This window comes from Mycolicibacterium boenickei (assembly GCF_010731295.1).
Taxonomy (GTDB): domain Bacteria; phylum Actinomycetota; class Actinomycetes; order Mycobacteriales; family Mycobacteriaceae; genus Mycobacterium; species Mycobacterium boenickei.
Genome location: NZ_AP022579.1, coordinates 164192 through 184345 on the forward strand (window position 1 = coordinate 164192; position 20154 = coordinate 184345).

Consider the following 20154-nt stretch of genomic DNA (forward strand, 5'->3'; position numbering starts at 1 on the left):
CGGCGATCACCAGCAGCGCTGCCCTGCACCGGATTTCGAGACCCGCGGGCGCCGGGTTCGACGCGCTCGCGGTCGCCGGCCAGCACGTCACGTTCTACGCCAAGGTGCTCGGGTCACTGCCGTACGCCCTGGTCCGCTACCGCAAGCACACCCTGGGCCAGATCGGCGAGGTCACCTTCGGCACCAGCTCGCTGCTGTCCGGCGGCGGCACCATCGGCATCGTGTTCGCCATGTCGCTGGCCGCGGCCATGATGCTGGGCGTCGAAACCCAGCGCGGCCTCGACCTGGTCGGGATGAACACCCTCTCGGGCATGCTCGCCGCGATCGCCAACACCCGCGAACTGGCGCCCGTGGTGGTGGCAATCGCGTTGGCCGCCAAGGTCGGAACCGGCTTCACCGCCCAGATCGGGGCGATGCGGATCTCCGACGAGATCGACGCGATCGACGCCATGGCCCTGAGGTCGGTCCCCTACCTCGTCGGCACCCGCGTGCTGGCCTCGGTGGTCTGCGTCATCCCGATCTACATGATCGGGCTGCTGGCCAGCTACCTGTCCACCCGCACCGTGGTGGTGATCTTCAACGGTGCCTCCCCGGGCACCTACGACTACTTCTTCCATCTGGCGCTGGGCCCCAGAGACCTGCTCTACTCCGGGATCAAGGCCATCGTCTTCGCGATCGTGGTGGCGCTGGTGCATTGCACCTACGGCTACTTCGCCTCGGGCGGGCCGGCCGGGGTGGGGCAGGCCGCGGGGCGGGCGCTGCGCACCGCGATCCTCGCGGTCGGCATCCTGGACGTGCTGCTCACCTTCGCCCTGTGGGGTCTGGTGCCCGAGATCCCCGGGATGGGAATGTGAAGCGACTCAAGCGGTCTCACCGGCGTGCCGAACCCAGCCGGGCGAAACTGGCGCTCCGCGGCCTGGCCGCGGCCACCGTGGCGGTCGCCGTGGCATCCGCGCTGGTGGCCCGGGCCTCGGGACATCTGGAACGCAGTGCCGACGTGTTCGTGGGAGTTCCGGTGTCGGCCGGGCTGATCACCGGCGGGTCCCCGGTCCGCTACCACGGCGTCAACGTCGGGCGCATCGCCGACATCGAGTCAGGCACCCGCACGTCCCGGGTCCGGCTGGCGATCGAACCCGACAGCCTCGGCATCATCCCGTCCTCGGCCGTCGCACGAATCGTGCCCCGCACGTTCTTCGGCGACATCTATCTGCAGCTCGTCGACCCGAAAGGCGACCGGTCGCCATCGGGGTTGAAGCCCGGTGACACCGTGGCGATCGACGACAGCCCCGATGCGATGGCGCTCTACGACGTGTTCACCAAGATCGTCGAACTGTTCTCCCAGATCAAACCCGAGCGCATGCAGACCGCGCTCACCGCGATCAGCCAATCGCTGCGCAACCGCGGCACCGAGCTGGGCACCACGATCGACAACCTGAGCGCCAGCGCACAGGTGCTGACCCCGTCGCTCGTGCGATTCCTCGACACCACACCGCAATTCCGGGATGTGATGGCCTCGCTGAACACCGCCACCCCCGACATCATCTCCACGCTGTCGGCGGCGACATCGGTGTCCAACCGAATGGTCGACGACCAGAAGAAGTTCGCCTCGGCGCTGGACGGGTTCGCCCGGTTCTCCTCGGTGCTCACCTCGTTCCTGTCCGACCACCGCGCACAGCTGATCACCGTGGTCGACGCGGCCGGAAAGATCATGGCGACCACCGCCGCCCAGCCTCTCGGACTGGTCGACACCCTGGCCGGCGCGCAGTCGTTCGGCGAGGCCGGCGCCAAGGTGTTCGCGACGGGCAAGTTCAACATCACCGCCGTCGCGACCTTCGCAGGCCCGATGCCGTACTCGCTGCAGGACTGTCCGGTCTATGGGAACACCCCGGGTGCACGCTGCGCCGAATCCGCGCCGTCGGGCACGGTCCCGGATCAGCCGGCAGACGTGCTGGCCCGCCCGGCGGCCGACCTGCCCGTCACACCGTTCCCGGCGCCGGCGCCGCACCTACCGACGAACTCATCCCTGCCCCCGGGCCCCGGGCTGCCGCAGTCCGCACCGCTGCCCACCGAACCGCTTCCCGCCGAGGCGGTTCCGGGGGCCGCACCCGCCTCAGCCGTCGTCGACGCCGACGGTCAGGCCCATGCCCTGGCGGTGCTGCAGGACGCTCTGGTGCCGCCTGCCGGAGCCCCATCGACCCAACCGAACATCGCCACGGTGCTCATGCTCGGCCCGCTGGTGCGCGGCACGGAGGTGCAGGTCTCATGAACCGCAACGGTCGCTGGCAGTCCTGGGCCAAGCTGGGCGCCTTCGGCACCGCCGGGATGCTCAGCGCGGTGTTGGTGATGAACACCCTGTCGGTACCGGTGCGCGGCAGCACAGTCACCTACCAGGCACAGTTCACCAGCGTCGAAGGCCTCAATGTCGGAAACCCCGTGACCATGAACGGGATTCGGATCGGCCGGGTCGATTCGATCCGGTTCGCCCCCAATGCCGACGGCACCAGCCGGGCCGACGTCGACATCGAGGTCAACTCCGATTTCACCCTGACGAGCAACGTCACCGCCGCCGTGCGCTACGGCGACATGCTCGGCGCCCGCTACGTGGCACTGTCCGATCCGGGCGGCGCCATCATGGACGTCTCCACCGACGAACCACCGGCACGGCTGGCATCCGGCGGCGTCATCCCCCTGGCCCAGACCTCGCCCGCGGTGGATCTGACCGCGCTGCTCAACGGATTCAAACCACTGTTCGACGCACTGGCCCCCGAGCAGGTCAACACCCTCACCCGGGGATTCGTCGAGACCTTCAGCGGCCAGGCGCAGACCCTGACGACGCTGCTCACCCAGATCGCCGCGATGACTTCGAGTTTGAGCAACAACGCGGGGATATTCACCCAGCTGATCGACAACATGTCGACGTTGATGCGCACCATGAACACCCGCCAGCCGCAACTGGAGCAGATGCTCACCGGGCTCAACCGGCTCAGCGCCGCGGTGACGTCGGGTGACCGGCAGTTCGAGACGCTCATCGATCAAGGCAATGCCGTGCTGGCCACCCTGGCCAACACGGTCGACCACTCCAGCGCCGCCTACGGAGACACCATCACCAACCTCAACGCCATGCTGCAGACCTGGCAGCCCAACACCGAGCAGTTCACCACGCTGCTGGGGCGGCTGCCGGAGTTCGGCGACGCGATCAACCGGACCTCCAGCTACGGCGGGTTCGTCAGCCTGTACCTGTGCAACTTCACCCTCAAGATTCGCAGCCACGAAGCCAACATCTTCGGCAGCAGGCATTCCGAGGTGTGTTTGTAGATGTTTCTCGTCAAACTGATCGACCTCTTCGTCGGCGCGGTGATCTTCCTCTTCGTCAAGGATCAGCGCAAGCACAACCCATCAATCCCCTTGGCGCTGGGCATGATCGGCACCATCACCCTCGTCGCCATCATGGTTGTCTCGATCGGGATTCCGCGCGCGGTCTACCACGTCCGGACCAACGCGTACGTCGCCGAGATGGCCAATGCCGGCGGACTGTCCGGCAGCGACCCGGTCTACGTCGCCGGGGTGCCGGCCGGACGGGTGGAGGACGTGGCCCTGGCCGGCGACCGGGTGCGCGTGAGCTTCCGGCTGGACAAGGCTCAGGTCCTCGGCAACCGCACCACGGTCACGGTGCGGCTGCGGACCGTGTTGGGTAAGCGGTTTCTCGACGTGATGCCGGGCGGAACCGTCAACGGATTGGACTCCAACGTGATCCCGTTGTCGCGCACCACGGTTCCGTACAGCCTCGACGAGGTGGGGCGTAAGGCTGCCGACACCGCCGAGCACGTCGACCAGCAGCCGCTGACGGCGATGATGAACACCCTGGCCGAGACGATGCCGGGCAACAGCACCGAGCTCGGCCAGGCGCTGGCGGGGATCAGTGCCGCCAGCTCGGCCTTCGCCGAAAACGGCGACAAGGTCGACGAGATCCTGCGGATCAGCCGGTCGATGGCCGAAATGCTTTCGCATCAGACAGATTCCCTGGCCGACACGGCGGCCAACGCGCAGTACATCGTGTCCTCGCTGGCCGCGCGGCGTCAGGCACTGACCGACATCGTCACCAACCTGACCGCGATCATGCGGCACCTGGCCGCGATGTACACCGAGAAGCAGGGCGATTTCAGCAGTTTGATCACCGGCCTCACCGCAGTCACCGGAGCCTTGAAAGCCAACGTGGACAAGATCGACCAGACTCTGCAGAAGATGCCCCCGGCGATCCGCGCGGTCACCAACGCCACCGGCAACGGCAACTGGGCCGACGTCAACTCGCCGTCCGTGGTGATGCCCGACAACCTGTTGTGCTTCCTCAACGTTCAGCGGGAGTGCCGATGAAGCGGCAGATTTCCCTGGCACTCATCGTGGTTCTGTGTCTCGCTGCCGGCGGCTGGTACGTATTCGGCCGCACCGACCGGGCCCGGACCGTGCACGCCGACTTCAGTTACATCAACGGCATCTACCCCGGCAGCAAGGTCACCGTGCTCGGGGTGCCGGTGGGGCGGGTCACTGCGGTGACGCCACAGGGCACCACCGTGCGAGTCACCATGACCCTGCCCGACGACGTCGCGTTGCCCGCCGATCCGGACGCCTACGTGGTGAGCCCGGCGCTGATCAGTGACCGCAGTGTCGAACTCGGTCCGGCCTACAGCGGATCGGGCCCCACCCTCACCGACGGGCACATCATTCCCGCCGACCACAGCCACTCCCCGATCACCTTCGACAGCATGCTGGGCAGCCTGAGCACGCTCACCTCGGCGATCGGCCCCCAGCAGGGCGACATCGGCGCCGTGCTGACCCGGGGCGCCGAGCAGTGGCACGACCAGGGCAAGCTGTTCAACTCCGCGATGCGCAACCTCAGCGCCGCCAGCGGCGTGCTGGGCGCCCGGGCCGAGGACATCGGTGCGGTGGTGGACAACCTCGGCACCCTGATGGCCGCGTTCAACCAACGCCAGATATCGCTGAACCAGATGGTGACCGAACTCGGCCAGGTCGGCGGCGGCTGGGCGGACGCCAACGTCGACATCGCCCAGCCCATGGCCGATCTCAAGGTCGTGCTCGACCAGGTCGACAGCTTCGTCGCCCAGCACGGCGACGACCTTGGCACCATCGCGGCCAATCTCAACGCCGTCGGCGACGTGCTGACCGCCAAGCAACCGCAGCTGGCCGAATTCATGGACCTGGTACCGCTGATGATGCAGAACCTGTCCAACACCGTCGGCCAGGACCGGCGCGGCCGGATCCGGCTGAACGTGTCCACGGTGCTGACCCAGTTCGCCGCGGCCCAGAACTTCTGCGACCGGAACATGTTGCCGATGTGCGTCGGCGCCGGGATCACCAACCCGATCTCGTATCCGATCAGCCGCTCGGACCCGCTGGGCATCGTCACCGCCGTCACCGGCAACACCCCGGCGCCGAACCCGAAGTACCCGAGGTGAACGGTCATGCGTAGATCCCTGCCCCGCCCGACCCCGGCCGGCGCCGCCACCGGCTGCGCCGTCGTGGTGGCTGCCGCCGCCGTTTGGGCGTTGAGCGATATCGGAATTCAGGACCTACCCCTCGGCCGCACCTCCCCCACCGACACCATGGCCGTCACGGTGGTGCTGCCCACCGCCGACGGCATCACCATCGGCGCCGACGTCCGTAACGGGCAGAAGGTGGTGGGCCGCGTCAGCGGGATGAGCCTGGCCGCCTCGGGTGCCTCGGTCCAGCTCAGTCTGGCCGACGCCGACGGCCTGGGCTCCGGGACCGTGGCCAGCGTGGAACTGCCCTCGGCGCTCGGTAATCCGTTCGTCAGGCTCAGCAGCGCAGAGCCGGCGCCCCAGCGCGCCCTGCGCAACGGCGACGTGATCCCGCCCAGCCACACCGAGCTGGGGCCTCAGATCGAAAGCGCGCTGGCCACCTTCGGCGCGCTGCTGTCCCGCAGCGGTGTCGACCAGCTGGCCACCATCGTCACCGAGTTGGACAAGGCGTTCGGCGGCCGGGCCGACAAGGTGCGCGGACTGATCGACTCGATGTCGCTGCTGGCGGCCAAGGCCTCCGAACACCAGGGCGAGTTCGACCAGGCAATGAGCCTGGCCGCCAACATCACCGGACAGTTCGGCCACGAACACAAGACGGTGGCGGCATACCTCGACGCCGTCCCCAAGGTGGTGGCGATGCTCGATGTGCAGCGCGCCAAGCTGCAGACCCTGTTCTCCTCGACCACCGCACTGGCCGCGACCGCCAACAGCGTGCTGTCCTCGACCGACCTCGACAACATGGTGACCGACGCAGGCACCGTCGTCGGAATGATGGGCACGTTCAACGATCGGCTCGGCGGAATGCTCACCGCGATGAACACCTTCCTGGAGAAGTTCGGCAACTCGGTCCACGGCGATTACCTGATGTTCGATGGAGCCCTTGATATTCCGGGCACCATCGACAAGCTCCTCACCGGAGGGCTGATCGTGAACGGCACACCGATCACCGGGGATGTGGCCCTTGAGGGGTTCTTGTCGGGAGGCCTGAATTGAGACGCCTGGTCGTGGTTCAGCTGGCGATCTTCGCGGTGATCGCCGCGATCGTCATCCCGTTCGGAATCCGCTATGTGGCCGGGCCACAAGGCTTCCGGACCGCGATGACCCTGACCGCGACGATGACCGACGCGTTCGGCCTGACCGCCGGAACCAGCGTCACCGTGCGAGGAGTGCAGGTCGGCACGGTCGACGACGTGTGGCTGGCCCCCGACGGCACCGCGATGGTGCGGCTGGCGATCGACCCGGACACCCGTATCCCGCGCGATGCGATCCTGACCGTCGGAATGGGCACGGCCGCCGGCATCCAGAGCGTCGACATCATGCCGCAGTCCGACTCGGGGCCGTACCTGGCCTCCGGGGACACCATCGCCGCACCGGCCGACCGCCAGCCGATCCAGATGGACCGGATCATGGGTGACACCGCACAGCTGGTGAAAGGCATTGACACCCAGGCGGTCCAGTCGGTCGGCACCGAACTGTCGAACGCGTTCGAGGGGCTCGGCCCCGACCTGGCGATGCTGATCGACAACGCGTCGGACATGTCCACCCGCATCCGCAACCAGACCGGACAGCTGCAGCCCCTGATCGACGGGACCGCGGAGCTCGTCACCACCATGGCCGGCCAGGGCGACTCCTTCGTGCGCGGCATGGGCGCCAGTGCACGGCTGGCCAATCAGCTCGACGGCAGCGGACCGGCGTTCCTGTACCTGACCGACCACTCGCCGGCCGCGCTGAGTTCCCTGCAGCGGGTGCTCGATACGTACCAGGGCACCTTCGGCGCCACCCTGGCCAACCTGGCCACCGTCACCCCGATCATCGGGGACCGCACCGACTCGCTGCAGACGGGGCTGTCGACGATCCCCAAGGGTCTGCAGGATCTCACCTCCATCGTCAAGGTCGACGCCACCGGTCAGACCCGAGCCGACTTCTCGCTCATCGCGACCCAGGGGCCGGTGTGCAATTACGACGTCGACCGGCGAGCCATCGGCGACGTCAGCGCCAAAGAACCGAATCTGGTGATGTACTGCCCGCCGGCACCCGACATGCTGATGCGGGGCGCGGTCAACGCACCCCGCCCCAACGATCTCGGCCTGCAGAACTCACAGACCCCTGGGTATCCGATCGGACCCGAGGTGGTCACCGACCCGGTCAAGATACCGACCCTGGCCCAGCTGGCCTACAAGTGGCGCAGCATCCTGAAAGGTGGCCCGCAGTGAGCAATTCCGACGATGAATCAGCCGACGACCGTGGTGAATCGGTGCTGACGTTGGAGGATCCCTCAGATGACACCACGGACACAGCCGACGAACCAGAGCCCGAATCCTCACCCCGGCACCTCAAGCGCCGGATCCTGGCGGCCCTGCTCGCCCTGGTGGCCGTCGCTGCCACCGCCGCGCTGGTGACGTTGTCGATCGGCGAGTACCAGCACCGTCGAGACGACGCCCTGCGCACCCAGGCCGTCGAGATGTCGCGCGACTATCTGGTGTCGATGGCCGCGTTCGACTACCAGAAGATGGACGCCAACCGCGAGCACATCGTCGCCAACTCCACCCCCGGGTTCGCGGCCAAGTACGACGAGATGGTCAAGGCGCTCCGCGACATCGTGGTGACCAGCAAGGGCGTCGCCACCGCCACGGCCGATCACGTCGTGGTCGACGCGCTCGACGGAGACAGCGCGACCGTCATCGCATTCGTCGACCAGCACGTCACCAATGTGACTGCGCCACAAGGTAGTAACCAGAAGTACCGGATGGTGGTCAAGCTGGCGCGCAGCGGCGACCGCTGGATCGTCGACGACGTCCAGACCGTATAACCGACCGTTCCACCCGAGAGGAGTCCCATGCCCGCGACATACGTGGATCTGGCCGCCGAGCCGCGCCTTACCACCGCCGAGACCCGCATCACCGTCACCCAGCGGGTGCCGCGGTGGATCAGGAAGAAGAACGTCGACCTCTCCGACGCGCTGGACTTCTGGTCCGCGGCCGGAGCGGCGGCGAACGTCATCATGCAGATGAGCTGGCCCGAGGTCGGCTACGGGGTGGCCGAAAGCCGGGTGGAGTCAGGCAGTTTGGTGCACCACCCGTGGAAGCGGCTACGTACCACCGCGCAATACCTCACCGTCGCGATCCTCGGCACCGATGAGGAGAAGAACGCCTACCGGGAGGCGGTCAACGTCGCGCACCGGCAGGTCCGGTCCACCGAGGACAGCCCGGTCAAATACAACGCGTTCAACCGCGAACTGCAGTTGTGGGTGGCGGCCTGCCTTTTCATCTTCTACGAGGACACCCATCAACTGCTCTACGGCACGATGACCGAGGAGCAGGCCGAAGGCTTCTACCAGAGCGCCATGACGATCGGCACCACGCTGCAGGTGCTCGAGGAGATGTGGCCGGCCACCAGGGCGGACTTCGACGCGTACTGGAACACCGCGTGCGAACGCGTCGAGATGACGCCGTTCGTGCGGGACTACCTCATGGTTCTGGTGGAGCTGCGGATGATCAACTGGCCCATGCGGAAGATGCTGGCACCGCTGTTGCGGTTCTTGACCATCGGCTTCCTGGCGCCGGTGTTCCGCGATGCGATGGAACTGGAGTGGACCGAGACCGATCGACGGCGCTTCGAACATCTCTTCCTGTTCGTGGCGTTGGTCAACCGCTTCCTGCCGAAATCCCTGCGCACCGGCAACTATGCGGTGCTGAGGAAGGATCTGCGCCGCCGGATCCGGCGCAAGAAGTCGCTGATCTGACGGCTCGCGGCGGTTCACGGCGATCAGACGGGTCCGGTGCTGACCTTCCGCCAGAATGAGCGGGTGCGCAGAACTCGGGTGTGGTGTGTGATTGCCATGGCGGCGATGCTGGTGGGAGTGACCGGGTGCACGAGCACCGTGGCCGGCACCGCCCTGAAGAAGACTCCGTCGCCCGAGGAGAACAAGCTCGAGCAGATCATGTTGCCGATCGAGGAACTCAAGGCGATCGTCGGGGCCGGCAACTTGGCGTTCACCAGCAAGTCCGCGGATCTGAACAGCAACTTCTGGCGGATTCGCGACGAAAAATGCCTGGGCGCACTCTTTCCCGCCGAGTACCTCGTCTACCTGTTCAGCTACTGGGATTCGGTACGCACCCAGGTCGCCCAGGACCCTGATTCCGACCATCGCCACTGGGTGCAACAGGCCGCCGTGCTCCTCATGTCGGAGGACGAAGCGCGATCCACGCTCGAAAGCTCCAAGGAGTGGTGGGGAAAATGCGCAGGATCCGAGATCTCGCTTCGGGAGAAGCGGGGTGACGAGACCAGCGACCGCACCTGGCACATCGGCGATCTCGTCGTCGACGGCGACCTGATCACCCAGACGACCACCCGAGCGGGCACCGACGGATGGGCATGCCAACGGGCTCAGTCGGTGGTGACCCGGATAGCCGTCGATGCCAAGGTCTGCGGCTACCAGATCCACGACCAGGCAGCCACCATCGTCAAGAAGCTGGCCGCCAACGCACGCGGTTGAACGGCCTATCGCCCCACGGCCACCAGGTGATACGCAAGTTTGATGATCGAATATTGCTGGCCACCGCACATCCGGACGTCGACCTTGAGGCGGATGCGTTCGAACTCGCTCTGGTCACCGGTCAGCCCGACCGTGTCCCAAGTGCAGCTGCGGATTTCGGTTCCCGACGCATTGGCCGCGTCGTTGTCCCTGAACGTGAATCCCGCCACGGTGACGATCGGCGAAACATCCCGCACGCTGCGCCAGTTCGGGCCGACCTCCATGTGCACCTCGAACGCCCGCCACGTCTTGTCGTCGTCGTTCGGCTCGAAGTCGCCGCTGAGCGGCAGCGGCTGCAAGATGTCCTCACCGGGCAGCGGCTCGAGCCCGATCGGCGCGCCGAAGGCATTGGTGATGTTCTTGTCCATGAAGTTCGCATAACCGGAGACGACCCGGCACAGCGTTCCGGCACCCGCCACCGGAATGTTCAAGAGCTCTTCTGACTCAAGCGATTCCGGCGTGATGATTCCAGCCATGGTGTTCCTCCCCCTTCGCGGACGTGACACCGAAGGGTAGGGCGGCCGCACGCGGGAACGCTGGGGTAGTCCGCTACCTCATTTTCCGCCCAGTGGATTACCTCGCGCGGCACGAGCGTGCGCAAACTGCCGACGATTCGCGGCGTGGCGGGCAGCAGACACGCACGCTCGCGGTGCTGAGGGGGACGGATTGTCAGGCGGCGCCGGGCTTGGTCGCCGCGTGCAGGGCCACGATCCCACCGGTCAGGTTGCGCCACTTGACCTGTGACCAGCCCGCGTCCGCGATGCGCCGGGCCAGCTCGGCCTGGTCCGGCCAGGCCCGGATCGACTCGGCCAGATACACATAGGCGTCCGGGTTGCTCGACACCGCGGTGGCCATCCGCGGCAGCGCCTGCATCAGGTACTCCTTGTACAGCGTGGCGAACGCCCGGTTGGTCGGCGTGGAGAACTCACACACCACCAGCCGGCCGCCGGGCCGGGTCACCCGGGCCATCTCGCGCAGGCCCGCCACATGATCGACGACGTTGCGCAGCCCGAAGCTGATCGTGACGGCGTCGAAGACCCCGTCGGCGAACGGCAGCCGGGTGGCGTCGGCGCCCACCTTGGGCACCGGACGGGACGCCCCGGCGGCGAGCATGCCCACCGAGAAGTCCGCAGCCACACACCACGCGCCCGAGCTCGCCAGCTCGACCGTCGACACCGCGGTGCCCGCCGCCAGATCCAGCACCTTGTCCCCCGGGCCGATACCCAGCGCCGCACGGGTCTGGCGACGCCAGAACCGGTCCTGCCCGAGCGACAGCACGGTGTTGGTCAGGTCGTAGCGCCGCGCCACGGCATCGAACATCGATGCCACTTCGTGGGGGTTCTTCTCCAGGCTCGCTCGACTCACGCCGCCGACGCTACCCGTAGCCATCCCTGTGAACTTCCTGCGACCGGGAATTGGCGCCCGCCGGGGCGACTTGAAGCTGATCATGAGCGAAAAAGTGTGGTTCATCACCGGTGCATCGCGAGGCTTCGGCCGGGAGTGGGCGATCGCGGCCCTGGAGCGGGGCGACAAGGTGGCCGCCACGGCGCGGGACACCGCGGCGCTGGCCGACCTGGCCGACAAGTACGGCGACGCGCTGCTGCCGATCAAACTCGACGTCACCGACCGTCAGGCCGACTTCGCCGCGGTCAAAACCGCCCACGACCGCTTCGGCCGGCTGGACGTCGTCGTCAACAACGCGGGCTACGGCCAGTTCGGCTTCATCGAGGAGGTGTCCGAGGCCGACGCCCGCGACCAGATCGAGACGAACGTCTTCGGCGCCCTCTGGGTCACCCAGGCCGCGCTGCCGTACCTGCGGGCCCAGGGCAGCGGACACATCATCCAGGTGTCCTCGATCGGCGGCATCACCGCGTTCCCGTTGGTCGGCATGTACCACGCGTCCAAGTGGGCGCTGGAAGGCCTCTCCCAGTCACTGGCCCAGGAGGTGGCGCCCTTCGGGGTGCACGTCACGCTGATCGAGCCGGGCGGGTTCTCCACCGACTGGGCCGGCTCCTCGGCCAGACATGCTGCCCCGCTTGCCGATTACGACGAGGCCCGCGCGGCCGCGCAACGCGCCCGCGCCCAGCGCAGCGCCAAACCCGGTGACCCCAAGGCCTCGGCCGAGGCGGTACTGAAGATCGTCGACGCCGAGAACCCGCCGCTGCGGGTGTTCTTCGGTGAGCTGCCGCTACAGCTGGCCAAGGCCGATTACGAGAGCCGGCTGGCCACCTGGGAGCAATGGCAGCCGGTGTCGGTTCTCGCCCAGGGCTAGCCGCGGTTTCATCCGGCAATCCCCGGGGAAGCCTGTGGGTATGCCGGAAAGCGTCACACAAAAGCTGATCGGGTCCCATCTCGTCTCCGGGTCGATGACGCCCGGAGATGAGATGGCGATCCGGATCGACCAGACGCTGACGCAGGACGCCACCGGAACACTGGTCATGCAGGAGCTAGAGGCGCTCGGGCTCGACCGGGCCCGGACCGAGGTCAGCGTGCAGTATGTCGACCACAACCTGCTGCAGACCGACGAGAAGAACGCCGAGGATCACGAGTACCTGCGGACCGCCGCGCAACATTTCGGGCTCTGGTTCTCCAAGCCCGGCAACGGGGTCTCGCACCCCACCCACATGCAGCGCTTCGGCATACCCGGCAAGACCATGGTGGGGTCGGACTCGCACACCCCGGCCGCCGGATCGCTGGGGATGCTGGCCATCGGCGTCGGCGGGCTCGAGGTGGCACTGGCCATCGCCGGCGAACCGCTGCACCTGCGCGCACCTGAGGTGTGGGGCATCCGGCTGGAAGGCACGCTCCCGCAATGGTGTTCGGCCAAGGACGTCATCCTGGAGATGCTCAGGCGCCACGACGTCAAGGGCGGCGTCAACCGCATCATCGAGTACCACGGCCCCGGGCTCGAGGGCCTGTCAGCGATGGATCGGCACGTCATCGCCAACATGGGCGCCGAACTCGGCGCGACCACCACCGTCTTCCCCAGCGACGACGCGGTACGCGACTTCCTCACCGGCGAGGACCGTGGCGACGACTGGGTGGAACTCGTCGCCGACGACGGTGCGCAATACGACATCGACGAGGTCATCGACCTGTCGGCACTCGAACCGCTGATCGCCAAACCGTCGTCACCCGGCAACGTCGTCCCGGTGTCCGAGGTGGCAGGCGAGCCCGTGTCGCAGGTGGTCATCGGCTCCAGCGCCAACCCCGGATTGCGCGACTTCGCGATCGCAGCGGCCATGGTGCACGGCCGTCAGACCTCGCCCGACGTCAGCTTCGACGTCAACCCCACCTCCCGCGAGATCCTCACCGACCTGACCAGGATGGGCGCCACGACCGAACTCGTCATCAACGGCGCGCGCATCCACCAGGCCGGCTGTATGGGCTGCATCGGCATGGGTCAGGCGCCGGCCACCGGTCGCAACTCGCTGCGAACCATGCCACGCAACTTTCCGGGCCGGTCCGGCACCAAGGAGGATTCGGTGTGGCTGTGCTCACCGGAAACCGCTGCGGCATCGGCCATCACGGGCGTCATCACCGATCCGCGACAATGGGCGGCCGACAACGGGATCGAGTACCCGGAGCTCGATCTGCCCACCCACTTCAGCGTCAACACCGCCATGCTGGTCGCCCCGGCCGCACCCGAACAGGCCCGCACCGTCGAAGTCATCAAGGGGCCCAACATCTCCAGCCTCCCCGAGCTGACGCCGCTGCCCGACGTGATCGAGGCACCGGTCCTGCTCAAGGTCGGCGACAACATCTCGACCGACGAGATCTCGCCCGCCGGCGCGCGCGCCCTGCCGTTCCGGTCGAACATCCCCAAACTCGCGATGTTCAGCTTCACCCAGATCGACGAGACCTATCCGGAACGGGCCCAGTCCGCCGAGAACGGCCACATCGTCGTCGGCGGTGAGAATTACGGTCAGGGTTCGTCCCGCGAACACGCCGCGATCGCGCCCCGCTACCTCGGACTGCAGGTGGTGATCGCCAAATCGTTCGCACGCATCCACTGGCAGAACCTCGCCAATTTCGGTGTGCTCGCAGTGGAATTCGCCGATCCCGCCGACTACGACTCGGTGGCCCAAGGCGACGTACTCGCCCTGACCAACCTGCGCCGGGCATTGACCGACGGTGATCCCATCACCGTCACCAACACCACTGAAGGAACGTCATTCGCGGTGCGCCATCGCCTTTCGCCGCGACAGGTCCGGCATGTGCTCGCCGGCGGCCTGATTCCGTGGTTGGCCGCGCAACAGAAGAACTAGGCCGCGATCCGGCCTCCAGCAACCTAAACCGGCGTACCGTCGAACCCATGCCGACCATCACGACTTCGGACAATGTCGAGATCTTCTATCGGGACTGGGGTTCGGGCCAACCCATAGTCTTCAGCCACGGTTGGCCGTTGTCCGCCGACGACTGGGACACGTTCATGCTGTTCTTCCTGCAGCACGGCTATCGCGTCGTGGCCCACGACCGGCGCGGGCACGGACGCTCCTCGCACGTGGCCGACGGCCACGACATGGACCACTATGCCGACGACCTCGCCGCCGTGGTCCGACACCTGGACCTGCGCGACGCCATCCACGTCGGGCACTCCACCGGCGGCGGTGAGCTGGTGCACTACCTCGCCCGCCACGGCCTGGACCGGGCCGCTCATGCGGTCCTGATCAGCTCGGTGCCGCCACTGATGGTCAAGACCGACGCCAACCCCGGTGGGCTGCCCAAATCGGTGTTCGACGACCTTCAGGCCCAACTGGCGGCGAACCGCTCGGTGTTCTACCGCGCATTGCCCTCAGGCCCGTTCTACGGCTTCAACCGGGAACAGGAGAAGACCCCGCAGCCTGCCCGCGAGGCGATCATCGCCAACTGGTGGCGCCAGGGCATGATGGGCGACCCCAAGGCGCATTACGACGGCATCGTGGCGTTCTCCCAGACCGATTTCACCGAGGATCTCAAGAAGATCACCTTGCCGTCGCTGGTCATGCACGGCGACGACGACCAGATCGTGCCGTACGCGGACTCCGGGCCGCTGTCGGCCGAGCTCCTGCCGAACTCGACACTCAAGACCTACGAGGGATTCCCGCACGGCATGCCGACCACCCAGGCCGAGACCATCATGGCCGATCTACTCGAGTGGCTGCGCTCCTGAAACAGGTTGTCCCCGAAGGCGGATCAGGCCGCGCGCAGCTGACGCAGGCCCTGCACGGCCTCGTAGTGCCCGATCAGCTCATCGCAGATGGCCGGCCAGGTGCGGCTCAGCACGCTGCGCCGCGCGGCTACCGAGTAGCGCGGCCGCTCTGCGATCAGGTGATCGACGGAAGCCGGCAGCGCCGACTCGAATTCACCGACCGGAAGCAACAACCCGGTGCGGTACGGCGCCACCAGGTCCCTGGGCCCGCCGGCGTCGGGCGCGATCACCGGCAGCCCGGAGGCCATCGCCTCCTGCACGGCCTGGCAGAACGTCTCATGCTCACCCGGGTGGACGAACACGTCCATGCTGGCGTACGCCGAAGCCAGGGCCGCACCGTGCAGTTCCCCGGTGAAAACGGCTGTGGGAAGCACAGTTTGAAGCTTGTCCCGGTCCACCCCGTCACCCACCACGACCAGCTGCAGATCGTCGCGCCCGGCCAGCGCGGCCAATCGCTCCACGTGCTTCTCCGGGGCCAGCCGGCCGACGAACCCGACGACCGGCTTGCCCTCGGGCGACCACGCGGCACGCAGCTGCTCATCGCGGGCCGACGGCGCGAAACCGGTGATGTCAACCCCGCGGCCCCACTTGAACACCCGCGGAATGCGATGGGCTTCAAGGTTTTCCATCGCGGAGGTGGACGGAGCCAGGGTGCGGTCGGCCTTGCTGTGCAGGCGCCGCGTCCACGCCCACGAGGCGCGCGAGAGGATGCCGACACCGTAGCTCTCGGCGAAGCCCGCGACATCGGTCTGGAACACCGCAACCGTGGGCACGCCCAGGTACCGGGCGGCGTGCACGCCACCCCAGCCGAGCAGCGCCGGTGACGCGAGGTGGACGACGTCGGGGTTGAATCCGCGGAGCACATTCACCATCCGGGGCCGCGGCACACCCAGCGGCAGCGAAGTCACCTTGGGAAACATCCGCGACGGCACGCGGTGCACCCGCACCCCGTCATGCACGCGGTCGGCCGGCGGCTGACCCCGCGGGGTGTCCGGGGCGATGACGAGTACCTCGTGGCCGGTGCGGCGGAGATGCTCGATCACCCGAAGCACCGAGTTGGTGACGCCGTTGACATTCGGGAGGAAGGACTCTGCAACGATTGCAACGCGCACACCTGGATGCTCCCAGCAGCACCTGTCCCCGAGGTAGCGTCCGGGGATACGACACGCTAAAACCTGATGCGCGGGTCTAGGGTTGCCACATGCGATTGTCCCGCGTTGCTGCAGCAATGCTGGCCGTGCTGGCCTTGTCCGTTGCGGGCGCCACGGCGGGCTGCACCCGGCTCGTCGACGGCAGCGCACAGGCCGACGGAAACAAGCCGGGCACCGAGATCACCGAGGACGGCGCGGGCATCCTGATCGGCTTTCCGGATGCGCCCGCCCAGATCGAGTTCTTCACCGAGCCGCAGTGCCCGGCCTGCGCGCACCTGCAGCATGAGTCCGGCGCCGCCATCGCCGCCGCCGTCGGCCAGGGCCGCCTGGCGGTGACCTACCGGCCGCTGACCTTCCTGGACAGGTCGGTCACCGAGTATTCGGCCCACGTCGCCAACGCCCTGTTCCTCGCCGCAGGCCCGAACACGACCGGGGCGGCGTTCCAGGCCTTCGTGCAGGATCTGTGGGGCCACCAGGAACCCGAGGGCTCACCCGGCCCCACCGACGACGCCATCGCCGCCATGGCGTCGGCGAGCGGGGTGGGCTCCGAGCAGACCGACCGGATCGCCGCCGGTGAGCAGATCATCGATCCCGACGAGCTCAACGACGCCAACGCCGAACTGCTCAGCGAAACCCAGTACGAGGTGTCCACCCCGGCGATCTACGACCTCGTCGGCGAGCAGGTGGTCGACACCAGCGACCCCGACTGGCTGGCCAAACTGCTGGCTACGCCGAGGAGCTGACCGGGCTCAACCGTCGCTGCAGGAACGCCAGCAGCGTCAGCGCGGCGGCCGCCACCAGCCAGCCCACCACCGCGATCGACCCGGCCGGGATGATCGCCAGCGATGCGTCGCGGTCGCGGACCCGCACCAGATCGGGATTGTTCTTGTCGTACTCGACGTAGATCCGCATCCCGGTGTCGAGTTCGGACGGATACAGCACTCCCAGCTCGGGCCGGTACGTCACGCGGTCGGGTGTCACGAACTCGATGGTCGAGCGGCGCGGCCCGGCGCTGAGCACCTCGGCGGCGGCCACACCCATGTTGCGCTCGATCTGCTGGTCGTTGCGCCAGGCGCCGACCACCAGCAGCACCGACTGCAACGTGACCAGACATGCGGCGATCACCACACCGATCCGCACCCGGCGGATGATCCGCTGCGACCGTGTCTCGCCCGGTTCGCCGTACAGATGCGGAATCAGCGGTTGCACCAGCGCCCGCAGCCGCGCCGCGATCTGCGCGGGCCTCACAGGGCAGCCTTGATCGACGCGTGCAGGGCACGCAGCGACGACCGGTCGGCCTTCACCTCCAGCACCCGCATGCCCTCGAAGGGTTCGGCCAGCGCGGCGGCGAGATCGCCGACCTCCAGCTGCCGGCTGTCGACGTGATAGGCCCGGCACAACGCGGCCACGTCCACATCGTGCGGGGTGCCGAAGATCCGCGACGAGACGTCGGCGAACCGTGGATCGCCCTGCTCGAGCAGCTCGAAGATGCCGCCACCGTTGTCGTTGGACACCACGATCGTCAGATTGCGCGGCGTCGGCTCGGTCGGCCCGATCAGCAGGCCCGAGCTGTCGTGCACGAAGGTCAGATCCCCGATCAGCGCGATGGTCCGGCCGTCGTGCGCCAGCGCCGCACCGATTGCCGTCGACACCGTGCCGTCGATACCGGCCACACCGCGGTTGGACCGCACCTTGACGCCCTCGGCACTCAGCCCCACCAGGGCGGCGTCACGCACCGGATTGGACGCCCCGAGCACCAGCTGGTCCCCCTGGCGCAGCGCGTCGGTCACGACCGCGGCCACGTGCAGGCCGGTGGTCAGCGGATGCGACGCGAGCTGCTGGCGCACCGCCGCCACGGCGTGCTTGTTGAGCTCGGCGCAGCGGTCCAGCCAGGCCGGGTCCGGCGTGCCGGTGGTCACCGCGCGGGTGCCGGTGGCCATCGAATTGCCCGAGACGTCGGGCCAGCGCGGGCCGGTGGTCAGGGCGTAGACCGGCACCGCGGGATCGGCCAGCAATGCCGAAACCGGCCGATGCAGGGTGGGACGGCCCAGCATGATGACCTGCTTGGGATGCACGAGCCGCAGCGCCAGCGGGTGCAGCGGGTTCTCCGGACGCGGCGCCGTGGGCTCGGCCACCGTCGGCAATCCGGCCAGATTCGGGTGCACGCCGGCACCGTGGCCGGCGATCACCACGGTGTCCGGGGTGAGGTCGATCTCCAGCGGCTGGTCGAAGCTCACCGGAGGGGTGTAGGTCCACGGTTTGCCGTCCGGGCGGCCGGCCGGGAACCCGGCGTCCCCGTGTGCGCTGTCGGGAACCAGCGGTTCGCGCAACGGAATGTCGAACTGCACCGGCCCGGCGTTGGCCGTGCGGGATCCGGTGGCCGCCGCCAGCACCCGGCAGGTCGCCGAGCGCCACTGGGCGTTGAGGGTGTCCAGTTCGCCCGGCTGGTGGCCGGTCAGATCGGGTGCGAGCCCCACGCTGATGTTGGCCCGCACCTGGGTGCCGAAATACCCCAGCTGCTCGAAGGTCTGGTTGGCGCCGGTGCCCAACATCTCATAGGGCCGGTTCGCGCTGAGCACGATCAGCGGCACCCGGGCGTAGTTGGCCTCGACCACCGCAGGGCCGAGGTTGGCCACCGCCGTGCCCGAGGTCATCGCGATACAGACCGGCGCCCGCTCGGCCACCGCGAGCCCGACGGCCAGGTAGCCGGCCGTGCGCTCGTCGATCCGCACGTGCAGGCGGATGCGGCCGGCCCGGTCGGCGTCGGACAGCGCGAACGCCAGCGGGGCGTTACGCGAGCCCGGGCACAGCACGACATCGCGGACACCGCCGCGGATCAGTTCGTCGACGACTACGCGCGCCTGTGCCGTCGAGGGGTTCACCACTCCACCCTATTCGTCAGTACTGACCGGTCTGGGCGGTCTGACCGGCCAGAAACTCGAGCAGCGCGGCGTTGACTTCCTCGGGCTTCTCGATGAAACCCAGGTGCCCGGTGTCAGGGATCTCCAGATACCGCGCGGTGGGGATCGCGTCGGCCACCTCACGACCCAGATGTGCGGGCAACACCACGTCGTCGGCAAACCCCATGACCAGTACCGGGGTGGTGATGGACCGATAGGCCGGAAGCCGGTTGTCCTCAGGCCCGACATCGAGCTGTGTGAGCAGACCCGGGGTCTGCTTGGTGGGCCACATGGTGAACATCTCGGCCCAGTCGCGCACCAGGCGGTCGTCGTTCAGGGTCTTGGGCGAGAAGCTCTCCAGCATCCGCATCTTCGCGTCGAACTTCGGCGGCAGCGCAACCCCCGAGGTCGCGAAGTCCCGCTCGGCGTCGCGGAAGAACTCGCGGGCCCGGTCGTGCCGGCCGCGGGTGGCCATCAGAACCGCCGAGCGCACCAGGTCAGGGCGGGCCAGCATCAGTTCCTGGGCGATGTAGGAGCCCATCGACACGCCCACGACGTGCGCGGGTGCGGCGCCCAGCTTCTCGATCAGCTCGGCGGTGTCGGCCACCATCTGCGTGGTACCGAACCCCGCGGCGTTCTCCGTCGCGCCGACCCCGCGGTTGTCGAAGGTGATGACGCGGTAGCCCGCGCGCTGCAACGCCGGGACCTGATGCAGATGCCAGGTGCGGCCTGCGCCTCCGCGGCCGGCGATGAGCAGCACCGGCTGGCCCTTGCCTCGGTCGTCATAAGCCAGATTCACCCGGCCAGACTACGGGCCGGGTAC

Annotated in this window: 20 protein-coding genes; 14 read left to right on the forward strand and 6 right to left on the reverse strand. The window is 67.8% G+C overall.

The genetic code is table 11. The features are described from left to right. Positions 1 to 23: 23 nt before the first annotated feature. From G6N57_RS00710 to G6N57_RS00755, 10 genes are all read left to right on the forward strand, one after another. Positions 24 to 854 (forward strand): MlaE family ABC transporter permease, encoded by an 831-nt coding sequence (locus G6N57_RS00710; RefSeq protein ID WP_077742660.1) that lies wholly within the window; start codon positions 24 to 26, stop codon positions 852 to 854. Continuing rightward, a complete protein-coding gene (locus G6N57_RS00715) occupies positions 851 to 2266 on the forward strand; it encodes an MCE family protein (RefSeq protein ID WP_163646574.1) in 1416 nt (471 codons plus the stop codon). Before G6N57_RS00710 ends, G6N57_RS00715 begins: the two co-directional genes overlap by 4 nt. Next, entirely contained in the window at positions 2263 to 3315 is a 1053-nt protein-coding gene (locus G6N57_RS00720; RefSeq protein ID WP_077742418.1) for an MCE family protein, read from the forward strand. The genes G6N57_RS00715 and G6N57_RS00720 overlap by 4 nt, the downstream gene beginning before the upstream one ends. Then, positions 3316 to 4371: an MCE family protein gene (locus G6N57_RS00725; protein ID WP_077742419.1), complete on the forward strand. Its 1056-nt coding sequence runs from the start codon at positions 3316 to 3318 to the stop codon at positions 4369 to 4371. After that, positions 4368 to 5471: an MCE family protein gene (locus G6N57_RS00730; protein ID WP_077742420.1), complete on the forward strand. Its 1104-nt coding sequence runs from the start codon at positions 4368 to 4370 to the stop codon at positions 5469 to 5471. The genes G6N57_RS00725 and G6N57_RS00730 overlap by 4 nt, the downstream gene beginning before the upstream one ends. A gap of 6 nt (positions 5472 to 5477) precedes the next feature. After that, a complete protein-coding gene (locus G6N57_RS32180) occupies positions 5478 to 6548 on the forward strand; it encodes an MlaD family protein (RefSeq protein WP_077742421.1) in 1071 nt (356 codons plus the stop codon). Beyond that, a complete protein-coding gene (locus G6N57_RS00740) occupies positions 6545 to 7768 on the forward strand; it encodes an MlaD family protein (protein ID WP_077742422.1) in 1224 nt (407 codons plus the stop codon). The genes G6N57_RS32180 and G6N57_RS00740 overlap by 4 nt, the downstream gene beginning before the upstream one ends. Next, positions 7765 to 8364, forward strand: coding sequence for an Rv1363c family protein (locus tag G6N57_RS00745; RefSeq protein WP_097925915.1), 600 nt, complete (start codon positions 7765 to 7767; stop codon positions 8362 to 8364). Before G6N57_RS00740 ends, G6N57_RS00745 begins: the two co-directional genes overlap by 4 nt. Positions 8365 to 8391: 27 nt before the next feature. Further along, the gene (locus G6N57_RS00750) at positions 8392 to 9297 is read left to right on the forward strand and encodes an oxygenase MpaB family protein (RefSeq protein WP_077742423.1); all 906 of its coding nucleotides are present in this window, start codon (positions 8392 to 8394) and stop codon (positions 9295 to 9297) included. A gap of 63 nt (positions 9298 to 9360) precedes the next feature. Beyond that, on the forward strand, positions 9361 to 10050 hold the full coding sequence (locus G6N57_RS00755; protein ID WP_133118312.1) for a sensor domain-containing protein: 690 nt from the start codon (positions 9361 to 9363) through the stop codon (positions 10048 to 10050). A gap of 5 nt (positions 10051 to 10055) precedes the next feature. Here G6N57_RS00755 and G6N57_RS00760 read toward each other — a convergent pair whose 3' ends face one another. After that, entirely contained in the window at positions 10056 to 10565 is a 510-nt protein-coding gene (locus G6N57_RS00760) for a hypothetical protein (protein WP_065509551.1), read from the reverse strand. Positions 10566 to 10758: 193 nt separating this feature from the next. Further along, entirely contained in the window at positions 10759 to 11454 is a 696-nt protein-coding gene (locus tag G6N57_RS00765) for a demethylmenaquinone methyltransferase (protein WP_077742425.1), read from the reverse strand. An 82-nt stretch (positions 11455 to 11536) separates the two neighbouring features. On the opposite strand from G6N57_RS00765, the gene G6N57_RS00770 reads away from it, so the two are divergent. Genes G6N57_RS00770 through G6N57_RS00780 form a run of 3 tightly spaced genes read left to right on the forward strand, consistent with a single transcriptional unit; the run spans position 11537 to position 15241 of the window. Continuing rightward, positions 11537 to 12361 (forward strand): SDR family oxidoreductase, encoded by an 825-nt coding sequence (locus G6N57_RS00770; RefSeq protein WP_077742662.1) that lies wholly within the window; start codon positions 11537 to 11539, stop codon positions 12359 to 12361. 40 nt (positions 12362 to 12401) lie between these two features. Then, entirely contained in the window at positions 12402 to 14357 is a 1956-nt protein-coding gene (locus G6N57_RS00775; protein ID WP_077742426.1) for an aconitate hydratase, read from the forward strand. A 47-nt stretch (positions 14358 to 14404) separates the two neighbouring features. Continuing rightward, entirely contained in the window at positions 14405 to 15241 is an 837-nt protein-coding gene (locus G6N57_RS00780) for an alpha/beta fold hydrolase (protein ID WP_077742427.1), read from the forward strand. 23 nt (positions 15242 to 15264) lie between these two features. Here the strand turns inward: G6N57_RS00780 and G6N57_RS00785 are convergent, their stop codons facing one another. Next, positions 15265 to 16392, reverse strand: a complete 1128-nt coding sequence (locus G6N57_RS00785; RefSeq protein WP_077742428.1) for a glycosyltransferase family 4 protein — start codon at positions 16390 to 16392, stop codon at positions 15265 to 15267. An 89-nt stretch (positions 16393 to 16481) separates the two neighbouring features. Between G6N57_RS00785 and G6N57_RS00790 the strand changes: the two genes are divergently transcribed. Then, the gene (locus G6N57_RS00790; protein ID WP_234815648.1) at positions 16482 to 17174 is read left to right on the forward strand and encodes a DsbA family protein; all 693 of its coding nucleotides are present in this window, start codon (positions 16482 to 16484) and stop codon (positions 17172 to 17174) included. Here G6N57_RS00790 and G6N57_RS00795 read toward each other — a convergent pair. The 3 genes from G6N57_RS00795 to G6N57_RS00805 are packed head-to-tail and all read right to left on the reverse strand — an operon-like array spanning position 17158 to position 20130. Next, on the reverse strand, positions 17158 to 17679 hold the full coding sequence (locus G6N57_RS00795; protein WP_077742430.1) for a DUF3592 domain-containing protein: 522 nt from the start codon (positions 17677 to 17679) through the stop codon (positions 17158 to 17160). The two genes, G6N57_RS00790 and G6N57_RS00795, sit on opposite strands and share 17 nt — an antisense overlap. Then, positions 17676 to 19313, reverse strand: a complete 1638-nt coding sequence (gene menD, locus G6N57_RS00800) for a 2-succinyl-5-enolpyruvyl-6-hydroxy-3-cyclohexene-1-carboxylic-acid synthase (protein WP_077742663.1) — start codon at positions 19311 to 19313, stop codon at positions 17676 to 17678. The genes G6N57_RS00795 and menD overlap by 4 nt, the downstream gene beginning before the upstream one ends. Before the next feature lie 16 nt (positions 19314 to 19329). Continuing rightward, a complete protein-coding gene (locus tag G6N57_RS00805) occupies positions 19330 to 20130 on the reverse strand; it encodes an alpha/beta fold hydrolase (protein WP_077742431.1) in 801 nt (266 codons plus the stop codon). Between the last annotated feature and the right edge of the window lie 24 nt (positions 20131 to 20154).